17 protein-coding genes and 1 tRNA gene are annotated in these 22981 nt (G+C 46.0%); 14 read left to right on the forward strand and 4 right to left on the reverse strand.

What is annotated here, in order from left to right; genetic code table 11:
• Window positions 1-3: 3 nt before the first annotated feature.
• Window positions 4-1056 carry an HD-GYP domain-containing protein gene (locus tag J9B83_RS03515; protein ID WP_211535343.1) on the forward strand — a complete coding sequence of 351 codons (1053 nt, stop codon included), beginning with the start codon at window positions 4-6 and terminating at the stop codon, window positions 1054-1056.
• A 24-nt stretch (window positions 1057-1080) separates the two neighbouring features.
• Here J9B83_RS03515 and J9B83_RS03520 read toward each other — a convergent pair whose 3' ends face one another.
• Window positions 1081-1578, reverse strand: a complete 498-nt coding sequence (locus J9B83_RS03520) for a YchJ family protein (protein WP_211535344.1) — start codon at window positions 1576-1578, stop codon at window positions 1081-1083.
• A 106-nt stretch (window positions 1579-1684) separates the two neighbouring features.
• Between J9B83_RS03520 and sbcB the strand changes: the two genes are divergently transcribed.
• The 4 genes from sbcB to pyrC all read left to right on the forward strand — a co-directional run bounded on the left by sbcB (window position 1685) and on the right by pyrC (window position 7440).
• Entirely contained in the window at window positions 1685-3139 is a 1455-nt protein-coding gene (gene sbcB, locus J9B83_RS03525; RefSeq protein WP_211535345.1) for an exodeoxyribonuclease I, read from the forward strand.
• 11 nt (window positions 3140-3150) lie between these two features.
• Window positions 3151-4188, forward strand: a complete 1038-nt coding sequence (locus tag J9B83_RS03530) for an AI-2E family transporter (protein WP_211535346.1) — start codon at window positions 3151-3153, stop codon at window positions 4186-4188.
• 190 nt (window positions 4189-4378) lie between these two features.
• Entirely contained in the window at window positions 4379-6247 is a 1869-nt protein-coding gene (locus tag J9B83_RS03535; RefSeq protein ID WP_211535347.1) for a DEAD/DEAH box helicase, read from the forward strand.
• Window positions 6248-6402: 155 nt separating this feature from the next.
• Window positions 6403-7440: a dihydroorotase gene (pyrC, locus tag J9B83_RS03540; protein ID WP_211535387.1), complete on the forward strand. Its 1038-nt coding sequence runs from the start codon at window positions 6403-6405 to the stop codon at window positions 7438-7440.
• 178 nt (window positions 7441-7618) lie between these two features.
• Here the strand turns inward: pyrC and J9B83_RS03545 are convergent.
• Window positions 7619-7703: transfer RNA gene (locus tag J9B83_RS03545), tRNA-Leu, on the reverse strand.
• Between the two features lie 182 nt (window positions 7704-7885).
• On the opposite strand from J9B83_RS03545, the gene J9B83_RS03550 reads away from it, so the two are divergent.
• From J9B83_RS03550 to J9B83_RS03565, 4 genes are all read left to right on the forward strand, one after another.
• Entirely contained in the window at window positions 7886-8617 is a 732-nt protein-coding gene (locus tag J9B83_RS03550; RefSeq protein WP_211535348.1) for a DUF599 domain-containing protein, read from the forward strand.
• Complete coding sequence (locus tag J9B83_RS03555; protein WP_211535349.1) at window positions 8607-9311, forward strand: O-methyltransferase; 705 nt, start codon at window positions 8607-8609, stop codon at window positions 9309-9311. Before J9B83_RS03550 ends, J9B83_RS03555 begins: the two co-directional genes overlap by 11 nt.
• A gap of 159 nt (window positions 9312-9470) precedes the next feature.
• Window positions 9471-11399 carry a molecular chaperone HtpG gene (gene htpG, locus J9B83_RS03560; RefSeq protein WP_211535350.1) on the forward strand — a complete coding sequence of 643 codons (1929 nt, stop codon included), beginning with the start codon at window positions 9471-9473 and terminating at the stop codon, window positions 11397-11399.
• A gap of 153 nt (window positions 11400-11552) precedes the next feature.
• Entirely contained in the window at window positions 11553-12389 is an 837-nt protein-coding gene (locus tag J9B83_RS03565; protein ID WP_211535351.1) for a DNA ligase, read from the forward strand.
• Window positions 12390-12460: 71 nt separating this feature from the next.
• Here the strand turns inward: J9B83_RS03565 and J9B83_RS03570 are convergent, their stop codons facing one another.
• Window positions 12461-12772, reverse strand: coding sequence for an ArsR/SmtB family transcription factor (locus J9B83_RS03570; RefSeq protein ID WP_236037088.1), 312 nt, complete (start codon window positions 12770-12772; stop codon window positions 12461-12463).
• Window positions 12773-12951: 179 nt separating this feature from the next.
• Entirely contained in the window at window positions 12952-13764 is an 813-nt protein-coding gene (gene xthA / locus J9B83_RS03575; protein ID WP_211535352.1) for an exodeoxyribonuclease III, read from the reverse strand.
• Between the two features lie 179 nt (window positions 13765-13943).
• Here xthA and gorA point away from each other — a divergent pair, with 179 nt between their 5' ends.
• The 5 genes from gorA to J9B83_RS03600 all read left to right on the forward strand — a co-directional run bounded on the left by gorA (window position 13944) and on the right by J9B83_RS03600 (window position 22846).
• Window positions 13944-15320 (forward strand): glutathione-disulfide reductase, encoded by a 1377-nt coding sequence (gene gorA, locus J9B83_RS03580; RefSeq protein ID WP_211535353.1) that lies wholly within the window; start codon window positions 13944-13946, stop codon window positions 15318-15320.
• A gap of 97 nt (window positions 15321-15417) precedes the next feature.
• Window positions 15418-16890, forward strand: coding sequence for an aminoacyl-histidine dipeptidase (locus tag J9B83_RS03585; protein WP_211535354.1), 1473 nt, complete (start codon window positions 15418-15420; stop codon window positions 16888-16890).
• Window positions 16891-16973: 83 nt separating this feature from the next.
• Window positions 16974-17813, forward strand: coding sequence for a 2Fe-2S iron-sulfur cluster binding domain-containing protein (locus J9B83_RS03590; protein WP_211535355.1), 840 nt, complete (start codon window positions 16974-16976; stop codon window positions 17811-17813).
• 33 nt (window positions 17814-17846) lie between these two features.
• Entirely contained in the window at window positions 17847-19121 is a 1275-nt protein-coding gene (gene sbcD / locus J9B83_RS03595) for an exonuclease subunit SbcD (protein WP_211535356.1), read from the forward strand.
• Complete coding sequence (locus J9B83_RS03600) at window positions 19118-22846, forward strand: AAA family ATPase (RefSeq protein ID WP_211535357.1); 3729 nt, start codon at window positions 19118-19120, stop codon at window positions 22844-22846. The genes sbcD and J9B83_RS03600 overlap by 4 nt, the downstream gene beginning before the upstream one ends.
• Window positions 22847-22981: the final 135 nt, after the last annotated feature.

Below are 22981 nucleotides of genomic sequence, written 5' to 3' on the forward strand. Positions count from 1 at the left end.
TTGATGAATGCCGTCTACGAAAAAGAAGTGAATAGTTTAAAAAATAAAAAGGTACTGATCGTTGATGACGTGCCAAGAAATATAGATCTATTAAAAGATATTTTGACTGAGCGCTATCAAGTTCAAATAGCGAAGAGTGGTCGTGTTGCGTTGGATATTGTGCATAGATCACAACCTGATCTAATCTTGCTTGATATTATGATGCCGGATATGAACGGTTTTGAAGTGTGCGAAAGATTAAAAGCAGACCCTAAAACGGCCGACATACCTATTATTTTTTTAACAGCTATGACGGATATTCAACATGAACAGCGCGGTTTTGCACTGGGTTGTGTGGACTTTATCACCAAACCGATTACGCCATTAACTACCCTGTCTCGAGTGGCCACGCATTTAAAATTGGCAGAAGAGAACCTTCGTAAAAAACGCGTCATTGAGCAAACAACGCGAGAACTTGACAGTTCATTGGAATCGGCGATTGGCATGTTAGGCGAAATTAGTCAGATTCACGACACCGATACGGGCGTTCATATGTGGCGTATGGCTGACTACTGTGCGGCATTGGCACGAGCCATTGGCTGGGAAGACGAAAAAGTCGAGTTACTAAAGCTCGCGGCGCCATTACATGACACGGGTAAGGTAGGGATTCCGCACAGCATTTTAAAGTCGCCCAACAAGTTGACTGAAGACGAGTGGGAAGTTATGCGCCAACATACAGTGATAGGGCATCAGATTTTAATTAAAAGCGAAGCACCATTGTTTCAGCTCGCAGCCGAAGTTGCCTTGGGGCATCATGAGAAATGGGACGGATCGGGTTATCCGGCAGGTTTGTCTGGCGACGCCATTCCCCAATCGGCGCGTATTGTCAGTTTAGCGGATGTGTTTGATGCCCTTACCATGGAGCGCTCTTACAAGCGCAGCTGGACAATCGAAGAATCTTTTGAGCATATTCAGCAATCTTCCGGTACGCATTTTGATCCTGAGTTAGTAGATTGTTTCTTGCATATCGCGGATGAATTAAGAGACATCAAAGCCAAATGGAGTGCACGGGGTTAAAGGACTGTAACGCTAAATGCGGTGTCAATTTTTAGTGGCACAGCATTTTTTGTATTTTTTGCCTGACCCACATGTGCAAGGATCGTTACGCCCAGTTTTTGTTGAAGAGGCGTTTGGCAGAGGCGGATTTTCTTCTACCCGATGCTCTCCTGAAACGTAAAACCATTTTCCTTGCTGTTTCTCGAACATGGACACTTCTTTTAAACAGCCAGTATGTTTGCCCTCTTTAAAGTGCGCCGCGAAAGTGACTTTGCCAGTTGTATCTGACTCCATACCTTGTTCTGTACTGATAATCTCCAGTTTTGTCCACAGTGTCCGCCCGTTGCTGTCTTCTGCGTTTTCTGCGAGAGGCAGCGCTTGCGTGGCGTCTATGTAATCAAATTGCCCCAAAGCAAAGGCGCTATAACGAGAGCGCATAAGGCTTTCGGCAGTGGGAGCGCTGCCCGGATTAACGTGGAAAATCCCGCAACAGTCGGCGTACTGTGATTCTGACCCGCACGGACAAGGCAAAGAATTTGCCATGTTTTCACTCCTTTTGTTTACTTTTCTTAGGTTAAATACACTTTAACAAATCCGCTTTAAGGTGCGTATAATACGTGCCATATTAATTGGTGAATAGGATTTATTTGTGAGTTCAGCGGGCCCAACTTCATTTTTTTGGTTTGACTTTGAAACAACAGGCGTTGATCCTGCTCGGGATCGACCGATGCAGTTTGCCGGAATTCGCACCGATCTAGATTTTAATCCTATCGGTGAGCCGGTGATGTTTTATTGTCGCTTGGCGGAAGACGTATTGCCGCACCCAGAAGCCTGCTTGTTGACTGGCATAAGCCCGCAAGACGCCAACCGTGAAGGTCTGTGCGAAGCGGAATTTATGCAAGCCATAGAGGAAGAGTTATCGCAGCCGGGTACTTGTGCCCTTGGTTATAATTCTATCCGTTTTGATGACGAAGTGGTGCGCTACGGGTTTTATCGGAACTTTATCGACCCTTACGCTCGCGAATGGCAAAACAATTGTTCTCGCTGGGATGTGATCGATTTAGTGCGCATGACTTACGCCATTCGACCAGAGGGCATTGTCTGGCCAAAAGGCGAGGATGGGCAGGTTTCGATGAAACTAGAAGCCTTAACCAAGGTCAATAATATCGCCCATGAACAAGCTCACGATGCGTTATCAGATGTGTACGGTACCATTGAAATAGCCAAGTTAATCCGCGAAAAACAGCCAAAATTGTTTGCCTATTATTTCAAAATGCGACAGAAGCACGAGTTACAGCAGTTCATTGACATTGTCCGTTTTAAGCCGTTTTTGCATATATCTGGTATGTTTGGCCAGGCCAAGCATTACGCTGCTTTTGTGGTACCTATTGCCCCGCACCCTACCAATAAGAATGGCGTTGTGGTGTTTGATTTAATGGCCGATGCACAACCGCTGGTGTCTCTCAGCGCTGAAGAGATTCGTCATCGTGTTTTTACCCGTCAAGATGAGCTTGGCGAGTTGGAGCGTTTGCCATTAAAGGTCATTCATTACAACAAATCACCAGCGGTAGCACCTGGCACCTTTTTGAAAGATGTCGATGTGGTAAAACGTTTAGGGTTAGATGGTGAAGTATGTCGTAAGAATCTCGCCATTATCAAACAATGCCCAGATTTGGCAGCGAAAATCAGTCAGGTGTTTGCACAAGAAGATCGACCGATTCACAAAGACCCCGATGTGATGCTGTATTCAGGCGGCTTCTTTTCTCGAGAAGATAAGGCCAGAATGGATACCATTCGAGCAACGCCACCTGAGCAGTTGTCCGAACTGGCTATGTCGTTTGATGATCGTCGTTTGCCAGAAATGTTAATGCGCTATATTGGTCGTAACTATCCAGGTCAATTAAATGAGCAGCAGGGTGAAGAATGGGAAGAGTATCGTCAGCTTCGTCTGCTAGACAAAGAAGGCGGTGGCTCTATTTATATGGAAGAGTATTTTGAGAGATTGAATACAATCGCACAAACTCCAGATTTGTCAGCAACAAAACAGATTATGCTGCAAGACTTAGCGGATTATGCCCAAAGTATTTACCCAGTGGCTTTATAAGGAAAAAATGAATGAGTGAACAGCACAAAGGAACTCATTGGTTGGTCGGCTTTGCCGCTTTTATCGTTATTATTGCAGGGCTAAAAGCAGCGTCACAAATTGTGATTCCTTTTATGTTATCTGTTTTTATCGCCATTATTTGTGCGCCGGCGATGTCGAGTTTGCGTAAGCGAGGCATGCCTACTTGGTTGTCTATTTTGCTGGTGGTTCTAGTCATCATTGTGGGTATCGGTTCTTTGGCTGTCTTGGTGGGGGCGTCGTTAGACAATTTCTCCAGCCAGTTGCCAAGCTATCGAGTGCGTTTCGCAGATGAGATGTCTGGTCTGATCCAAACCGTAAACAGCTTCGGGTTGCAAATCTCCTACGAACAGGTGCGAAGTTACATTGACCCATCTGCTTTAATGCAAATGGTTGCCAATGCGCTTCGAGGTTTGGGGAGCGCTTTAACCAATTTGGTTTTAGTGGTAATGATCGTTATTTTTATTTTGTTTGAAGCGGTAGAGCTGCCAAAAAAACTCTCGTTGGCGCTAACGGATGCTTCTAAATCCATAGATAAGTTGGAATCTTTTATTCAATCGGTTAACCGCTATTTGGTAATCAAAACTTTGGTTAGCATGTTGACTGGTGTGCTTATTACACTAGCAATGTGGGCGCTCGGGGTAGATTTCCCTCTACTGTGGGGGGTGTGTGCTTTTCTGCTGAACTTCGTCCCTAACATTGGTTCTATCATTGCCGCTGTTCCTGCGGTACTGCTGGCATTTGTTCAGTTAGGTGGTTTGTCTGCTGGGCTAACCGCGGGCGCTTTTCTTATGGTTAACTTAATTGTTGGCAACATGATTGAGCCAAGATACATGGGCAAGGGATTAGGCTTATCGACTCTCGTTGTTTTTCTGTCTTTATTGTTATGGGGGTGGGTATTTGGCCCTGTGGGCATGCTGTTATCGATTCCTTTAACCATCATTATGAAGCTGGCGTTTGAGGCCAATCCTAAAATGCATTGGTTGGCTGTTATTATCGATTCAGATTCGAAAGGCGGTAAAGCACCTTAAGGTACTTTCTATCGAAGCTACGACTCTTCTAACCAAATGGTTCAATCTATTTGAAGGAGTGGCTAGCTTAATTTCCTTTTTTTGTATATACTTCGCCATCAGTTTTTCCTCAAAGAATTTCTAGAGAATTTTATTAAGGCATGTAAATGATTACAGGCCTTATCCTCACCAAAAAAAGGTACTAATTTACATGTCTGACGCTGATACTCAGCCTACATTTGATTCGTTGGGCCTAATCGCCCCTGTTCTTAAAGCGGTTGCTGACCTAGGTTACGAGCAACCATCTGCTATCCAAGCGCAAAGTATTCCATATCTATTAGAAGGTCGAGACCTTTTGGGGCAAGCGCAGACGGGTACTGGTAAGACAGCGGCGTTCGCGCTTCCGTTGTTGTCTCGCATTGATGTTACAGATAAAACAACGCAATTACTTGTTCTGGCTCCTACTCGTGAACTTGCTATTCAGGTTTCTGAAGCATTTCAAACCTACGCTCGCCACCTTCCAGATTTCCACGTATTGCCGATTTACGGCGGTATGTCATACGACACTCAACTTCGTCAGCTAAAACGCGGCGTTCAAGTGGTTGTCGGTACCCCTGGTCGTGTCATGGATCACATTCGTCGTAAAACATTAAAACTGGATGGCTTGAAAGCACTGGTTCTTGATGAAGCAGACGAAATGTTGCGCATGGGCTTTATTGACGATGTTGAATGGGTGCTTGAACAAACACCGCCAACTCGTCAGATCGCTTTATTCTCAGCGACCATGCCATCTGTGATTCGTCAAGTGGCTAACCGCCATTTGAATAATCCGAAAGAAGTGAAAATCGTTACAAAAACGTCTACTGCGATGACGATTACTCAAAAATACTGGCCAGTAAGCGGTTTGCACAAGCTTGACGCCTTGACTCGTATTCTTGAAATGAACGAGCATGATGGCATGATCATTTTTGTGCGCACAAAAGCAGCAACGGTTGAGTTGGCTGAAAAGCTAACGGCTCGTGGCCACGCTTGTGAAGCTTTGAATGGTGACATCAGCCAAAACTTGCGTGAGCGCACAGTAGATCGCATTAAGAAAGGTCAAATCGATATCTTGGTAGCAACCGATGTTGTGGCTCGTGGTTTGGACGTTGAGCGTGTTAGCCACGTAGTCAACTACGACATTCCATACGATACTGAGTCTTACGTCCACCGCATTGGCCGTACTGGTCGTGCTGGTCGTACGGGTACTGCTATTTTGTTTGTTGCTCACCGTGAGCGTCGTATGTTGCAAGCGATTGAGCGTGCGACTCGTCAGCCAATCGAAAGCATGACATTGCCAACGGCATCTGACATCAATGCTCATCGTGTAGAGCGCTACAAACAGCGTATTACGGACACTATGGACAACGAAGATCTCGATTTCTTCCTAGAGCTTGTTCAAAGCTACCAGAAAGACAACGATGTAGATCCTTTGAAAATGGCGGCTGCATTAGCTCATATGGCACAAGGCAAAACGCCTTTGTTGTTGTCTGAAATGGAAGTTCGTCAAGAGCGCAGAGAGCGTCGTGATGATCGTGATGGTTCTCGTGGTGATCGCGGCGACCGAGGTGATCGAGCTCCTCGCGAGCGTAAGGTTCGTCCGGTAACGGCAGAAGCTATGCCGTTAAAAGATGATCCAAACACCTCGATGACGCGCTACGTGGTTCAAGTGGGTTACAGCGATGGCGTTAAGCCAGGTAACATTGTAGGTGCTATTGCCAATGAAGCAGATATCGAAAGTCGTTACATTGGTCATATTGAAATTTATGAAGATTTCGCCACAGTCGATTTGCCTACTAACCTTAGTGGCGACGCGTTAGGTAAGTTGGGTAAAACACGTATCTGTGGTCAGCGCACCGATATTGCCAAGTTAGAAAATGCAGACGAGTTGAATAAGCGTGCTGCATCGCCTTCTACGCGCAAGCGTGCTGGTGGTGACCGTCGCCCATCTAATTTTGGTGATCGTAAGCGTTCAGGTGGCCGTGATCGCGATAACAATCGTGGTGATCGTCGCCCAAGAGCGCCACGTAAAGACAGCTAACGCTGGATTTACTCAGCAATACAATGAAAAACCGAGTCTTGACTCGGTTTTTTTATACCTGTAGCAAAGTCATGCTCTGATGCTTACTGGTAAATTCTGTTAATATCTATACGTTTACCGGAAAACTGTTTCCCATAAGACCACAAAGGCTGATGATGAACGAGATTACTATAATTAAGCCAGATGACTGGCATCTACACTTTCGTGACCAAGAAATGCTGCTTGAAACCGTGCCGGCGACAGCTCGTTGTTTCGAAAGGGCGGTTGTTATGCCAAATTTGATGCCGCCTGTGACGACCGCGGAATTGGCGGTTGCCTACCGCGAGCGTATCTTAGCTGCGCGCCCAGCGGGCAGTAGTTTTACGCCAGTCATGACTATTTATTTAACGGATAAAACCAGCGTACAGGATATAAAAGACGCGAAAGCCGCCGGTGTGTTAGCCGCTAAAATGTACCCAGCTGGCGCGACGACCAACTCGGATTCTGGCGTAAACTCCCTTGAATCACTTTATCCAGTGTTCGAGGCCCTTGCCGATAATGACATGCTGTTATTGATTCATGGGGAAGTGACCCAGAAGCACATTGATATCTTTGATCGTGAAAAAGAGTTCATCGATCAGCACATGGTGAAAATTGTGGAGCGAGTGCCCAATTTGAAAGTAGTGTTTGAACACATTACCACCAAAGATGCCGCCGATTTTGTGTTGGCTGCCCGTGAAGGCGTAGCCGCGACTATCACGCCGCAGCATTTAATGTTAAATCGCAATGACATGCTCGATGGCGGCATTCGTCCTCATAATTACTGCTTGCCGGTGCTTAAACGCAGTACGCACCAAGAAGCCCTACGTGCTGTGGTGAAATCGGGTTCTCATAAGTTTTTTCTAGGGACAGATTCGGCGCCTCATGCAAAGCATCGTAAAGAATCCGATTGTGGTTGCGCAGGCTGCTACAGTGCTTGGTCAGCGCTTGAATTGTATACCCAGGTGTTTGATGAATTAGGCGCATTAGACAAGCTAGAAGGTTTTGCTAGCCTATATGGTGCTGATTTTTATGGATTGCCGCGCAATACAGACACAGTAACCTTGGTACGCGAAGCTTGGGAAGTGCCAACGTCTATTATGTTATCGACAGGCGAACCAATCGTGCCTTTCTTTGCTGGTAAGCAAGTGGCTTGGAAGCTTAAATCGGCGTAATGTATTGCTAACGTGAAAACCCTGATTAACAGAGTATTAAAAGTAAACCGGATTCAGCAATGGGTTCGGTTTTTTTATGCAGTCAGTAAGGCTTGAAAAATAGAAAACGAACTAAAAGTATTGGAAATTAAAAATGAATAAGTAGTGAGAGCGAAGGGAGTGTGCATGACTAAATAGATGGTGCGGATGGAGAGACTCGAACTCTCACGCCGTGAAGCACTGGAACCTAAATCCAGCGTGTCTACCAATTCCACCACATCCGCATGTCGTGTTGATTGGGTGGCATAATACCGACATTAATGATGGATGCAAGTGTTTTTATTGGAGGCTTAAGATTTATTTTCAGGTGATTATTTCAAAAAATTTCTAAAGGGAATCAGGGACAGAGTAGAAGAAAAATGCTCTAATAAAACCTAACGAACCCTTATTCTGATAGAGTAAAATTATGGAAAATCATTCCTTTTCCACCCTTCTTAATAGCCTTGATCTTACAACACTTTTTGTTTTTTTCACCTGTTGGTGGGGTTATGCTTTTTATGCGCTTTATAATTCCAAGCGACGGGCGTGTCTGGTCAGTGTATTACACCAATTCCGACTGGCTTGGATGTCACGATTATTGCGACGAGACAATCGTATCGCTGACGCGTCGGTAATGGCTAATTTAGAGCGAAGCAGTTTATTTTTTGCGTCCAGTAGTTTGTTGATTATCGCGGGGCTGTTTACCGCATTTAATTATTCTGAAAAAGCCTTAGGCATCTTATCGGACTTTTACTTTTTAGCACCGATGAGCCAGCAAGAATGGGAGTTAAAAATCATTGTGTTGGTGGTGATTTTTGCTTACGCGTTTTTCACTTTTACTTGGTCGGTTCGTCAATACAACTTTTGCTCGGTGTTGGTCGGCAGCGCTCCTTTGGCAACAGAGCGAGGAGTTGAAGAAAGTGAGCGAGAACTTTATGCCATGCACATGGCGAAGATCTGCAGCTTAGCGGCCAATCAGTTTAACTACGGGTTGCGTGCTTATTATTTTGCCATGGCGTTTTGTGGTTGGTTTTTGGGGCCGTATTTTTGTATGGCGGCCAGTGTAATGGTGGTTGCCGTCTTGTATCGTAGAGAATTTCGGTCAAAAACCTTTAAAACATTAAGTCGAGGTCTGGTAATTAAATCTCATGCTTCCTAATTTTCCTAAACCTGTATCGGAAGACAATAAGCCGGTGAATCGTACTGTTAAAGTAGACGATAGGCTCTATCAATATCTCATTGATGTGTCTGTGCGTGAAGGTGACCTACTACAAGCTTTGCGAAGAGAAACCGCGCAATATCACATGGCGCGTATGCAATTGTCCCCTGAGGTTGGGCAATTATTAGCCTTGTTAGTCAAGTTACAAGCGCCAACTAAGTTGTTGGAAATTGGTGTTTTTACGGGTTACAGCACACTGTCGATGGCCATGGCGATGCCTCAAAATGCACATTTAATTGCTGTCGAAAAAAAGCAAATGTGGCTGGATATTGCAACACGCTATTTAGAGCAAGCGAATGTTAAGGACCGAGTGACGACCTATTGTGACAAAGCTTTGCCAATGATGATGTCGTTTTTAGAAGAGCAAAAAGAAACCTTTGATTTTATTTTTATCGACGCTGATAAACAGAATTTGCTGGCTTATTATGATGTAGCAAAACAATTGTTGCGCCCAGGTGGTTGTTTGTTAATTGACAATACCTTGTGGTGGGGCAACGTGGCGGATGAGGCTTTTACAGATAAAGATACCCAAATAGTGCGTCAATTAAACGCTCACATCCACCAAGATGACGAGGTGGATTTGTCCCTTATTCCTATTGGTGATGGTCTAACCCTAGTTCGAAAACACGCCTAACTTGCTCATTCCTCTAATTTTTTTGTGCCTTTATGATTATTTTCAACTAAAAGCCTCTTGAAATTCCATCAAGAGGCTTTACTTATGTAGCACCAGTGAAAAGAAACACGCCTTTGGTGGTTTATCCGAAGGTTCATTCAAATAGGAGCACGCTTAAACATGGCAACCGATACTCAAAAAGAAACGTTAGGGTTTCAAACCGAAGTCAAACAACTACTTCATTTGATGATCCATTCTTTGTACTCCAACAAGGAAATCTTTCTAAGAGAGCTCATCTCAAACGCATCCGATGCGGTCGATAAGCTTCGCTTTGAGTCTGTCGCTAACGCAGACCTTCTTGCCGAAGACCCTAATCTGCGCGTTCGCATTGAATTTGATAAAGACACCAATACTGTGATGATCGACGACAACGGTGTGGGCATGTCACGAGAAGAGGCCATTACTAACCTAGGTACGATTGCAAAATCCGGCACCTCTTCTTTTCTTGAGCAACTAAGTGGCGACCAGAAAAAAGACAGCCAGTTGATTGGTCAATTTGGCGTGGGTTTTTACTCTGCTTTTATTGTTGCTGATACAGTAACCGTTGAAACGCGCCGTGCCGGTGCGGCTGAAAGTGAAGCGGTGCGTTGGGTCTCTGACGGTTCTGGCGAATTTACCATTGAAAACATCGACAAAGCCAGCCGTGGTACGCGCATTACACTGCACCTGAAAACGGATGAAAAAGATTTTGCCGATAATCATCGTTTGCGTTCTTTGGTCACAAAATACTCAGATCATATTTCTATTCCGGTTGAAATGGAAAAAGTCGTTTACCCAGAAATGGATGAAGAGGGCAACCCTAAGCCGATCGACGAAAGCAAACCTGCTGAATTTGAAGCAGTTAACTCGGCTAAAGCCCTTTGGACTCGTCCTCGTAACGAAGTCACAGACGAAGAGTACCAAGAGTTTTACAAGCACATTTCTCACGATTACCAAGAGCCACTAAAATGGTCGCACAATAAGGTAGAAGGTAAGTTAGAGTATTCAAGTCTGCTGTATATTCCTTCTAAAGCACCTTACGATCTTTGGAATCGCGACATGCAACGCGGTCTTAAATTGTATGTGCAGCGTGTTTTCATCATGGATGAAGCCGAAGCCTTTTTGCCGCCTTACATGCGTTTTGTCAAAGGGGTAGTGGACTCTAACGATTTGTCTTTGAACGTGTCTCGTGAAATTCTACAAAACGACCATGCTGTTGACTCCATGCGCTCTGCTTTGACGAAGCGTGTATTAGACATGTTGGCGAAAATGGCGAAAAACGAGCCAGAAGATTACCAAAAATTCTGGGACGAGTTCGGTAATGTCATTAAAGAAGGCCCTGCTGATGACATGGGCAACAAAGATAAAATTGCGGCCTTGCTACGCTTCAGCTCAACGCACGACGATGCACCAGAGCAGACGATTTCGTTGGCTCAATACATCGAGCGTATGACTGAAGGCCAAGATAAAATTTACTACATCTATGCTGAGAACCACAATACAGCGAAAAACAGCCCTCATTTAGAGATCCTTCGCAAAAAAGGCTTTGAAGTCCTATTGTTGAGTGATCGTATCGATGAATGGATGATGTCTTCTTTACAAGAGTTTGATGGCAAATCGTTCCAAGATGTTACCAAAGGCAAGTTGGATTTAGCCGATTCAGAAAACGAAGAAGAAAAGAAAGAGAAAGAAGAAAAAGCTGAGCAGATCAAGCCGCTTCTTGATCGTATGAAAACCGTTTTAGACGCAAAAGTCGCAGGTGTTAATTCCACCGATCGTTTGACTAATTCACCAGCGTGTTTGGTGGTAGGGGAATACGACATGGGCTTGCAGATGCGTCGTTTGCTCGAACAAGCGGGTCAGCAGTTGCCTGAGTCCAAGCCGACTCTAGAAGTGAACCCAGATCACCCAATCGTCGCGAAGATGAACGAAGAATCTGACGAAGATCGTTTTGCTGATATGGCTTGGTTGTTGTTTGAACAAGCGACCTTGTCCGAAGGCGGGCAACTTGAAGATCCAGCGACCTTTGTTAGCCGAATGAACAAATTGATTGTTCAGCTGAGTAAATAAACGACGTTCATAACCTTGCATACCAAGCCCATGACTGAGTTCAGTGATGGGCTTTTTTTTATCCGCTTTTTGCGGTTGGTTGATTCAGGCTGTTAAATCCTTTAATTTAGAAGCTCACCAAGGATAGGTGTGTTGTTCTCAAAGGAGTGAGTTATGTTTGTTAAATCTATTTTTGCTACTTTCCTCGTATTGGTTTCTTCTCTTGGCTTGTCTCAGCCCGATGTTCAGCTGGCGTCTTCTTATTCTGAAGATGTACAGGTATCGGATTATCTGGTGAGCGAGAAACTCGATGGCGTCCGAGCTATTTGGACCGGCAAGGTACTAATGTCGCGCCAAGGCAACCCCATTCATGCTCCCGACTGGTTTACCGCCCCATTGCCAAACATTTGGCTTGATGGCGAACTTTGGTCAAGACGCAATGACTTTGAGTTTATCGTTTCAACCGTAAGAAAAAACGTACCTGTTGAGAAGGAGTGGCGACAGATTCGTTATATGATCTTTGACGCGCCTGATCAGGCACATCTAATGACTTTTGCGCAAAGGTATCAGCGTTATTCTTCAATCATTGAGGAGGCAAACCTCAATCACCTCTTAGCAGTCGAGCAATTTTCTGTCACGGATAATCAGCAACTGTCGTTGCTGTTAGATAAGTATGTGGCTAAAGGCGCAGAAGGCTTAATGCTGCATCGTAAAGACGCTCGCTTTGAGTCGGGTCGAACAGATAACTTGCTGAAATTAAAACCCTACATGGATGCCGAAGCCAAGGTAGTTGAAGTTCTAGAAGGTACTGGTAAATACACAGCAATGATGGGGGCTGTATTGGTGGAAATGCCTTCTGGACTGCGTTTTAAAATAGGCTCTGGATTTTCAGATCAAGAGCGACGTTTGCCGCCTGAGATTGGGCAGCAGATCACTTATAAATACCACGGTTTTACAGAAAGGGGAGTACCTAGGTTTGCCAGCTTTCTACGTTATCGGGACAAGGAATAAAAGAAAGTGGACAGTGCATTCGGTGTTCCTTACAGAGCACTGTTCGTAGGTTATTCTTTAGGGTTGGCAAATTAAAGGGTAGGGCAAAACAGCGAATGAAGTGTCTGGATAAGCTCTTTTACACGGCTGTCACCCAAACTGTAATAAATAGTCTGTGATTCGCGACGGGTTTTGACCAAGTCGTCTTTTCTTAACACAGCAAGGTGTTGAGAAAGTGCAGATTGGCTCAAAGGCAGTTTTTCATTGAGCGAGGTCACAGACAATTCTTTGTCCAGCAAATGACACAAAATCATTAGGCGGTTTTCATTGCTTAGGGCCTTTAAAAAGGTAGCTGCTTGCGACGACTGGCGAAGCATGTCTTCCATAGTCATAGTTTGGGTCATAGTGTGTCTCTTATTAACGGTGATAAAAGCCGCAACATTCATCCCTGTCAGGCTGTTTTATCCACATTCTCTGTGGATAAGCAGGTTAATAGCGAGGGAAGATTGTGTCTTCCCTCGCAAGGGGCGGCATTATAGTGTTTTGTGTGTTATTTGTACAATAAATCCTTTTAGGCGTTTACTCAATCTAGGGTAAAAGTTGTCCATATTGGTGCGTGATCCGATGGTTTTTCTAAGGCGCGCAAATCGTAATCTACGTCGGCATCGTCAAGGTAGGGTGTTAAGCCATTTGACGACATGATGACATCGATTCTTAAACCACGTTTTGGTGTGTCATCAAAGCCTTTTGAGCGGTAATCGAACCAGCTAAAACGGTCGTCTTTTTCCGGATTGAGGTGGCGATAGGTGTCTGTAAAACCCCAATTGCTTAGGGTTTGAAACCATTCTCGCTCTTCTGGTAAGAAGCTGCATTTACCCGTTCTCAACCAGCGTTTGGCATTGGGCGCACCTATGCCGATGTCTAAATCGGTTGGTGAAATATTGATGTCGCCCATGACGATGATTTTTTCATCGGGAGAGTGAGACGCTAAGTAGTCCATTAAGTCAGCATAGAATTTGCGTTTGGCTGGGAATTTGGTTTCATGATCACGACTTTCTCCTTGAGGAAAGTAGCCATTTAGCACTTTGACAGGCCCTTGTGGGGTGTCAAAAGTGGCAATGATCATTCGACGCTGTGCGTCTTCATCGTCCCCTGGAAAACCGTATTCGACACTGGTGGCTTCTTGTTTACTGAAAATGGCCACGCCGTAGTGAGATTTTTGCCCGTAATAATAGGCATGATAACCAATTGATTGTGGAATCTCATGGGGAAAGGCGTCGTCGTGTACCTTGATTTCTTGCAGGCCAATAACATCGGGTGCGTGTTTTTCTACAAGCGCAGCTATTTGGTGCGGTCGAGCGCGCAAGCCGTTGATATTAAAAGAGACAAATTTCATGTTAGCGATTCCATAACGAGTTGTCTTAATCATACCTAGTTGTTTTCATTCGATAAAGAGCGGATCTAAGGATGCGAATCTTTTTGATCAGTCTGATAGTGGTATTCTTTTTAACTTCCTGATAAAGCCCTGTTACACTGAACACATTATTGTATGTATTCATATTGGAGATGGAAGAAATGGCGTATCAGTACGATTTGTTTGTAATCGGTGCCGGGTCTGGTGGTGTAAGAGCCAGCCGTGTTGCGGCGTCTAAAGGCTATAAAGTGGCTGTTGCCGAAGGTAGTGCTTTAGGTGGTACCTGCGTCAACATTGGTTGTGTTCCAAAAAAACTGTTTGTTTATGCGTCTGAATACAAGCATGGTTTTGACGAGGCCGCTGGATTTGGTTGGACGAATCAAGGCGTAGATTTTAATTGGTCGGTTTTGCGTGATAACAAAACTAATGAGATCAAGCGTTTAAATGGCATTTACGGCAACATGCTTGGTAACGCGGGCGTAGAAGTAATTTCTGGCTTTGCCAGCTTTGTAGACGCTCATACTGTCTCAGTAGACGGCAAAACCTACACGGCAGAGCGTATTCTAATCGCAGTGGGCGCCAAGCCTTTCATTCCTCAGTTTGAGGGCAGTGACTTAGTCGTCAGTTCCAATGAAATGTTCTACTTAGAATCGTTGCCGAAAAAAGCCCTCGTCGTGGGCGGTGGTTACATCGCCGTTGAGTTTGCTGGTATCTTGAATGGCTTAGGCGTAGAAACGACCTTGGCATACCGTGGCGATCAGTTATTGCGTGGTTTTGATCAAGACGTTCGTGACTTTGCCAGTGAAGAGTACATAAAATCTGGCATCGATTTGCGTTTAAATACCGATGTTGAACGTATTGAGTTGGCGGACGCAAGTAACCAAGACGGCGCTCGCATAGTTCACTTCAAAGAGGGTCATTCTGAAGAGTTTGGCCTTATTTTGTATGCGACAGGTCGTGTGCCAAACGTAAGTACCTTAGGGCTAAAAAACGCGGGCATTGAAACCGGTAAAAATGGCGCAGTAATCGTTGATCGTAACTTTACCACCTCTGCAAACAGTGTGTTTGCTTTGGGCGATGTTACCGACAAGATTCAACTGACTCCGGTTGCGATTAAAGAAGCCATGGCGTTGATTGCCTACTGGTTCGATGGCAAAGAAGTGGATTTTGATTACGATAACATCCCAACCGCTGTGTTTAGTCAACCTGCTATCGGTACCGTGGGTCTATCTGAGCAAGAAGCGGAATCACGCGGATTAGACTTCCGTGTCTACCAAACAGATTTTCGTGCCATGAAGCACACACTAAGTGGCGGCACTGGGCGCACCTTGATGAAGTTATTGGTCAATAATGCAGACGATAAAGTCATCGGCGCGCACATGGTGGGCGATTATTCTGGTGAGATTATCCAAGGACTGGGCATTGCCATTAAAGCGGGTGCGACCAAAGCACACTTCGATGACACCGTGGGGGTTCACCCAACCAGTGCAGAAGAGTTTGTGACTTTTTCTGCTGCGGCGCTTAAAGAACGTAAATAGTCCATAGAAAGTCTGACTTACTGCAAAACTACTGCAAAAAGACGCTTCTAGGCGTCTTTTTTTTAGACAACTTTCTTAGACAACAAAGAGAACCCAGATGAACGATAATCTAACGAGCTTAGCGCCTTCTGCTATTTGGCGACATTTTCAAACCCTCTGTAACATTCCTCGTCCCTCCTGCCACGAAGCGGCCCTAAGAACACATCTCATTGACTGGGCGACAGAGTTAGGGCTTGAAACCTACGTGGACCCTGTGGGGAACTTGCTTATTCGTAAAGCGGCCACAAAAGGCATGGAGGACAGAGAAACTGTCGTGCTTCAAGGTCATTTGGACATGGTGGCGCAAAAGAACGCCGACAGCGACCACGATTTCACTAAAGACCCTATTGTGACTCAAATAATAGATGGCTGGGTTCATGCTACCGGTACCACCTTGGGAGCCGATAACGGCATTGGTGTCGCGGCGGCCTTGGCTGTGCTTGAGTCCACCGACTTAGCACATGGTCCCATAGAAGCCTTGTTTACCATCGAGGAAGAAACCAGTTTAAAAGGTGCCTTGCAGCTTGAAGAAGATCTACTGCGTGGCAAAATATTGCTTAACCTCGACTCTGAAGACCGTGGCGATGTGTACATTGGTTGTGCTGGTGGGATGGACATCAGTGTTGCGAAAAGTTATGCGTCTGTTGCGCCTGCGGATGACTGTATTGGCCTACAAATTTGCGTATCCGGTTTGCGTGGCGGCCATTCTGGGTTAGACATCCAAAAAGGTCGTGCTAGCGCGAACGTGTTGATTGTTCGACTGCTGAATGTGCTCAAAGAAGAGTACGATTTTGGCCTCAGCGCTTTATCTGGCGGCACATTGCGCAATGCGATTTCTCGAGATGCCAGCGTTATGATCAACATCAAATCGGTTGATTATCAAGGGATTGTTGCTTTCGTTGAGGCGTTTGCAAAAGCCACACAAGCTGAGTTTGCAACGACCGAGCCACATTTAAACATCCAGCTTTCCCCAACAGAAAGTGATACGCAATTGGCCGAGCAAGATGCCAAGGCGCTATTGAGTGCCTTGTTCTGTGCGCCTCATGGTGTGCATAGAATGAGTGCTGAGCTTGATGGGGTAACAGAAACCTCTTGTAATCTTGGTGTGATCAACCTGAGCAACACCGATGAGGGTGGCAAGCTGTTTGATGCTCGTTTGCTGGTGCGTTCTTTGGTGGATTCAGCGGTGGCATACCATTCCCTCATGGCCAAGTCGGCGTTCTCCTTAATTGAGGCTCAGGTGACACTGGAAAACGGTTACCCTGGTTGGCGTCCTGATCCGAATGCAGGGTTGTTGAAGCACTTTTTAGCAGTGCACAAAGACATCACTGGGTATGCCGCCAATGTGAAGGTCATTCATGCAGGGCTAGAATGTGGCATTATCGGAGCAAAATACCCAGGCATGGAAATGGTCTCATTTGGGCCGAACATTCGTGGCGCTCATTCGCCAGCAGAACGAATGGAGATTGATTCGGTTGGCGACTTCTGGAATCTGTTGGTGGCCTTATTGGCGTCAACGCCTCAGCGTTAAGCCCTGGGCATTTACTCGATGTACCAAGAGTAGAGTGTGACATAATAACGCCTTTTAATAGGTTGAAGCGGTAAAGGTGAGGTATGACGTCACAAAAAAGGATAATTTTAGTCGACGGAGTCGCATACGAGACAACAGAAGGGGAGAATCTGCTCTCTTCTTTGTTGTCTCAAGGAGTCGATGTGCGTTTTGGTTGTCGAGCCGGTGTTTGCGGAGCCTGTCGATTATTTGATCAAGGCGCTGATCAGTCTGTGCTGGCATGCCAAACCTCGGTTCAATCATCGATGACGCTCTTGTCGAAGCTTCCTTCTAAGCCAGTGGTATTTTCCGTGTTGTCTTGTGATCGTTCTACCGAGACGTCTGTTGCACTAACATTACTGGGTGCCAGCGACGAGTCTTTTGGCGACCGAGTGTCCGTTTCGCTATCGGATGATCAAGATGCTGTTTTTTATGACTGCATGGCGTTAAATTCCGCTGGGGCACCCTTGTCAATTGTGTTGCAAGAAAGTCAGCTCAAAGGTCAAGATTGGCAACGCATGCAGGCTTTAGCCACCGGCGATTCGTTGTTTGTTAGTGTATCGGCAGGCGTTAGAAAGGGTCGTCTTTTGTATGAAATGGATGTGGCTGAATCGCCTGTGGCTGTGGTGTTGTCGTTAAATAATCAGGTGTTTGAATCCTACTGGCATCACGCCTTATTGCAAATGTCGGCGGATTATCTTGGTCATTGCGTGTTGCCGACGACTGACAACCCCATCGACGCGTTACAAGACGAAAAAGTCGTCGCTTTTCTTACCGAGGCAGCGCAGCGCAGTCGAGTAGGTTTTACGTTAATTTATCACGGTCAAAATATATCGGCAGACGCTTGGAATACGACGCTTCGCTCTCTGAGAGTGCGTACCAAGGCGCTGCATTTTGTACGCTAGTTTTGCTTTATTTCTTTTTAATGGATTGTTTTAATGAAAATTCTTCACACTTCCGATTGGCATCTTGGTCAACACTTTATGGGAAAATCCCGCCGAGAAGAACACAAAGCCTTTATCGAGTGGTTATTGGCGCTGGTGGATGAAGAGGCCATCGACGCGGTGATCATCGCGGGAGACATTTTTGATACCGGTTCGCCGCCAAGCTACGCACGAGAAATGTACCATCAGCTGGTATTAGACATGAAAGCACGCAATTGTCAGATGATTGTGGTGGCAGGCAATCACGATTCGGTGAGCATGCTGAATGAATCTAAAAGTTTACTGACGTATTTAAACGCGCACGTATCCAGCCAAGCCAGTGTGAGTGACCTTGAGTCACATATTGTGCCCTTGTACGATGAACAGGGCGACGTGGTGGTATGGGTCTGTGCTGTGCCGTATTTACGACCAAAAGATGTGATGACGAGCTTTTCTGGCCAATCTGAACAAGAGAAAAAACACAGTCTATTGCAGCAAATTGGCGAGTTTTACCGTCGTGTCTATCAAGCCGCTTGCGTTAAAAACAGACGGTTAGAAAAACCGGTGCCCATTATTGGTACGGGGCACCTGACAGCCATGGGCGGTCAACTCAGTGAGTCGGTTCGCGACTTGTATGTGGGCACGCTAGAAGCCTTGCCTACGTCGGTATTTCCGACGTTTGATTATCTCGCTTTGGGGCACATTCATCGTGCCCAAGGCATTACCAAGGACGGTCGCTTTCGCTACAGTGGCTCTCCCATTCCTTTAAGTTTCGATGAAATTGGTCGAGAAAAAAGTCTGGTGTTAATCGATGTGGATTTGTTGGCAAAATTTCGTTTTGCAGACGATTTGTTCGCCGATCCAGTCAAGCCGCTAAAAATCATCCCTATTCCTACCTTTCAAGCCATGTTAAGCATCAAAGGCAGCTTGCAAGAAGTGATCGAACAAATAGAAGCCCTTGCTCTAAGCGACGAACAGCCTTTGTGGCTTGAAGTCACTGTGATCGCCGATGAGTATCTAAGCGATGTGCACAAACGGCTGCTCGAAGTAGTGGAAAATAAGCCGGTTGAGCTTTTAAGAGTAATGCGAAAAAGTGCCGCCGAGAGAAAAACCGCCGACTTTGTTGAGCGTCAAACCTTGTCCGAATTGACCGTGAACGATGTGTTTGAGCAAAGTCTGGCTACCCAATTGGATTTGGACGAAAACGACACGTCCGCCTTGACCCTGTTGTTTAATGACTGCTTGGCCGAATGGAAAGAAGCAAACGCGATTCAGGAGTCAGCACGATGAAAATATGCAAATTACGTCTGAAAAACTTGAACTCGCTAAAAGGCGAATGGGAAATTGATTTCACCAAGGCGCCCTTTGATGACGCCGGCGTCTTTGCCATTGTTGGGCCCACTGGCGCTGGCAAGTCGACTCTGTTGGATGCCATTTGTCTGGCGCTTTACCATGAGACGCCGCGCTTAAAAGTGTCTCCTAGCCAAAATGAAGTAATGACACAGCATACCGCGGAATGTTTGGCGGAAGTGGAGTTTGAAATTAAGGGCAAGGGCTATCGTGCGTTTTGGGGACAACGTCGTGCCCGTGGCAGCAGCGAAGGCAAGTTACAGCCCATGACCTGTGAGCTATGCGAGATTGATGGCACCATTATCACCACAAAAATCAACGAAAAAATCGACACCATTGCTCAGCTTACTGGATTGGACTTTTCGCGTTTCACCAAATCCATGTTGCTCGCCCAAGGCGGCTTTTCGGCCTTTTTGAATGCTTCACCGAATGACAGAGCAGAATTATTAGAAGAATTAACCGGCACTGAAATCTATGGCGATGTGTCTAAATGGGTGTTTGAGAAGCACAAAGCCGAAAAACAGACGATAGCGTCTCTCGCGGCGTTTAATGAGCAAATGGTCTTGTTGACCGATGAGGCGTTATCTGCTTTACAAGAGAGCGAAGCGTCTTTTGAAGCAACTGACAAGCAAAATGCTCAAGTGTTGAACGATCATCAGACTGTATTGGCGTGGCGACAAAAAGAGCGACACGCCATGGAACGCCTTGCCCAATATCAGCAAGAAGTAAAAGAGTCTGAAGCAGCATTAAAGGCGTTTCAACCTCAGCAAGCGGCATTGGATCAGGCGTTAACAGCACAAACTTTACTGCCAGATTTTGATAAGCAACAAGCCTTAAAACAAAGGCTAGAGCAAAATCAAGATGAAACAAGCCAATGTGAGTCTCAATTAGCTGAACGTGCAGAGTCTAGCGCGTCTTTAGAAGCGAAACTAACGCAAGCCTTGTCTGATAAAGCGGATGCTCAAGCAGAGTGGGTGGCATTAACTCAAAAAATAGAACAAGACGTTCAGCCCTTATTATCTCAACAAGCCACTCTTACTGCGCAATCTAATGATGCTGCAGAGCGAGTAAATCAACTCATTGAAAAGAGACAACAGCAGCAAACGCAGCAACAAGCGCTGACCAGTCAGCTAAGTGATCTTCAACAAGCGAGCGAGAAAAGCGACGCTATTTTGGCTAAGTGGCAGGAACCCGAGAAAATTGAAAGCCAATTGTCTAACTGGCATCACCAAGCGCAATCTATTACGCAAAACCGGGATAAAGCGCTGACACTTAAAAAAAGTGTTTCCTCGGCCAACGCAGAATACGATGCCGCCAAGACAGCATTTGTCAGCCATCAGGCGAAGTCCGAGCAGCTCCATCACGCCATTAAGGAGCAAGAGCAAGTTGCTTTGACGGCACGAGATGCTTTCATGCAATGCTCTGGACAGCGGGATATCACCCAATGGCAAGCCGCCTTGCATCAATCAGAGCGACATTATCGTGATGCTCAATCACTTTGGAAGCACCTCGGTCGTCACCAAGAGTTACATCATCAATACGCTGTTCTGGGAGAGACCTTGGCGACGTTGGATCAGCGTATTGAGCAGCAACAAAGTGAGCTCGTACTTCTAAGAACTCGTTACAGTGAAAAAAATCACCATAAAACCACGCTTGAAAAACTAGTTGACGCCGAGCGTCATATTGTTGCCTTAACGACATTGCGCCAAGACTTGGCGGATCAAGAGGCTTGCCCTTTGTGTGGTTCGATTGAGCACGACTTTCCCCATGCCTTGTACCCAACCGATTCTGGTCGCCAAGCGGAATATGATCAACTGGTGGCTGAGTTAGAACGGCTAAAGAGTCAGGGTATTCAGCTGTCGGAAGTGGCCAAAGCAACGGTTCGAGAACAAAAGAGTCTATCGGAACAGGGCAAGCAGATGCAGTCGAGTCTGCAGGCGTCCGAGCTCGAGCTAAAAGAATGGTTGACATTGCTGGCTCCTGAAGAAGTATTTGATGTTGCCGATGACGAAAAAATCAGGGCGCGTCTACAGGCGGTGAAAGAGACGTGGCTTGCATTCAGCGAACAAGCGACTCAGGTCGATCAGTTACACCAGGCTTGGCTGACAGCAGATGCTGCCTTGCAAGAGCTGCAAAACCAAATGACCTCCGTGCAGCAGCAATGCACACAAGTAGAATCCCAATGTCAGCTGTTGCTGCAAACCTTAAACACTCAGCAACAAGCCTTACTTGCCCTAGAAAGCGACGTCGATACCACCTTGGCAAGTTTAATCGAGGCGCTGAGAGCGGCTGCGGTGCCTGAGCACTATTTGGATTCAGCATCGACCGCAGAGTTTGAGATAAATGCTGTGCTTGCGTCGTTACAGAACGACATAGATCAGTGGCGTGAAAGCAAAGCTGGACACGATGCGCTGCTACAGCAAAAGGACAAGATTCGCCAAGAATGTCAACACACAGAGGCGCAGGTGGCAGACACCCAGCACTCTTTACAAGAAGCTCAAAGCAAGGCGCAAGGTTTTGTTGATTCTCTCGAACAAATCCACACCAAGTTAAAGGGTTTGTTGGCAGAGAAAAGTGTGGCTCAATGGCGAGAAGAAACGCAAGCAAGATTAACCGAAAAACAACAAGCGGTAGATAAATACACAACCGAAAAACACCGTCTTGCTGAAGACATCGCATCACTGCAAGCCACGTTAGCGACGCTGAAAAAAGCGCATACGAGCATTCTGGCTGAGTACGAAGCCGCCGTGAAAAATTGGACGCGATTGCTAAAAGACAAAGGCTTTTCAGATGACGCAGCTTGGTCAAGCGCCATCTTGTCTCAAGAGGAAAAGGAGCAATATCAACAGCACGCCGAACAGCTTAAAAACGCAGTCTCACGAGGACAAACATTATTACAGCAAGCGCAAGAGTCCCTCGATCAGTGTCTTGAATCGAAACCAGATAATGAATCGCTTTTGCGTTTAGCGTTAGATCAGCTAAACGCCCAGTGCTATCAGCTTGAAGAAGACAGGCAAGCTTTGCATCGACAATGGGGCGTGGTAACGCAGCAAATTCGCGAGGAGCAACAGCGCCGAGAGCAGTCGAAGGCGTCAATGCAGCAATTGACTGAACGTCGAGAAGCCTTCATACATTTAGAGCGTCTAAATCATGTGATTGGTTCTGCCGATGGAGCGAAATTTCGACGCTTTGCCCAAAGTCTTACTCTGGATCATTTGGTGTATCTTGCTAATCAGCACCTAACTATTTTGCATCGTCGTTATCAGCTCATGAGACACGCCGGCGCCTTGTCGTTGGCTGTTGTCGATACGTGGCAGGCCGACACGACAAGGGACACCAAAACATTGTCGGGTGGGGAGTCCTTCTTGGTAAGTTTAGCGTTGGCGTTAGCTTTATCGGACCTGGTGTCTCACAAAACCAGCATTGACTCGTTATTTTTGGATGAAGGGTTTGGCACGTTAGACACAGAAACGTTGGAGTCGGCTTTGGACGCGTTAGATAATCTTCATGCATCGGGCAAAACCATTGGCATTATTAGCCACATTACGGCGTTGAAAGAGCGCATTCCGGTGCAAATCAAATTAACTAAGCAAAGTGGTCTGGGCGTGAGCCGATTATCAAGCGAATTTGCTGTTCGTTCGGAGTTATCAAGCTTTAGCGAATGAGCCATGAGATTAGCGGGTGCAATTCAGTCAATACATTGTAAAATAGCAACCAAATCAAATGGTTAAACTTTTACTCTAAATCAGGCGCTGAGTATTGATTTGCCTGCGTTGAGCAGAAAAATACTCGGTGTCTAA

Source organism: Marinomonas vulgaris (assembly GCF_018145875.1).
GTDB classification, from domain to species: domain Bacteria; phylum Pseudomonadota; class Gammaproteobacteria; order Pseudomonadales; family Marinomonadaceae; genus Marinomonas; species Marinomonas vulgaris.

Coding starts and splice junctions, on each gene's coding strand:
- J9B83_RS03515 (WP_211535343.1), top strand. CDS start 4: ATGAATGCCGTCTACGAAAAAGAAGTGAATAGTTTAAAAAATAAAAAG.
- J9B83_RS03520 (WP_211535344.1), bottom strand. CDS start 1,578: ATGGCAAATTCTTTGCCTTGTCCGTGCGGGTCAGAATCACAGTACGCC.
- J9B83_RS03530 (WP_211535346.1), top strand. CDS start 3,151: ATGAGTGAACAGCACAAAGGAACTCATTGGTTGGTCGGCTTTGCCGCT.
- J9B83_RS03535 (WP_211535347.1), top strand. CDS start 4,379: ATGTCTGACGCTGATACTCAGCCTACATTTGATTCGTTGGGCCTAATC.
- pyrC (WP_211535387.1), top strand. CDS start 6,403: ATGAACGAGATTACTATAATTAAGCCAGATGACTGGCATCTACACTTT.
- J9B83_RS03550 (WP_211535348.1), top strand. CDS start 7,886: ATGGAAAATCATTCCTTTTCCACCCTTCTTAATAGCCTTGATCTTACA.
- J9B83_RS03555 (WP_211535349.1), top strand. CDS start 8,607: ATGCTTCCTAATTTTCCTAAACCTGTATCGGAAGACAATAAGCCGGTG.
- htpG (WP_211535350.1), top strand. CDS start 9,471: ATGGCAACCGATACTCAAAAAGAAACGTTAGGGTTTCAAACCGAAGTC.
- J9B83_RS03565 (WP_211535351.1), top strand. CDS start 11,553: ATGTTTGTTAAATCTATTTTTGCTACTTTCCTCGTATTGGTTTCTTCT.
- J9B83_RS03570 (WP_236037088.1), bottom strand. CDS start 12,772: ATGACCCAAACTATGACTATGGAAGACATGCTTCGCCAGTCGTCGCAA.
- xthA (WP_211535352.1), bottom strand. CDS start 13,764: ATGAAATTTGTCTCTTTTAATATCAACGGCTTGCGCGCTCGACCGCAC.
- gorA (WP_211535353.1), top strand. CDS start 13,944: ATGGCGTATCAGTACGATTTGTTTGTAATCGGTGCCGGGTCTGGTGGT.
- J9B83_RS03585 (WP_211535354.1), top strand. CDS start 15,418: ATGAACGATAATCTAACGAGCTTAGCGCCTTCTGCTATTTGGCGACAT.
- J9B83_RS03590 (WP_211535355.1), top strand. CDS start 16,974: ATGACGTCACAAAAAAGGATAATTTTAGTCGACGGAGTCGCATACGAG.
- sbcD (WP_211535356.1), top strand. CDS start 17,847: ATGAAAATTCTTCACACTTCCGATTGGCATCTTGGTCAACACTTTATG.
- J9B83_RS03600 (WP_211535357.1), top strand. CDS start 19,118: ATGAAAATATGCAAATTACGTCTGAAAAACTTGAACTCGCTAAAAGGC.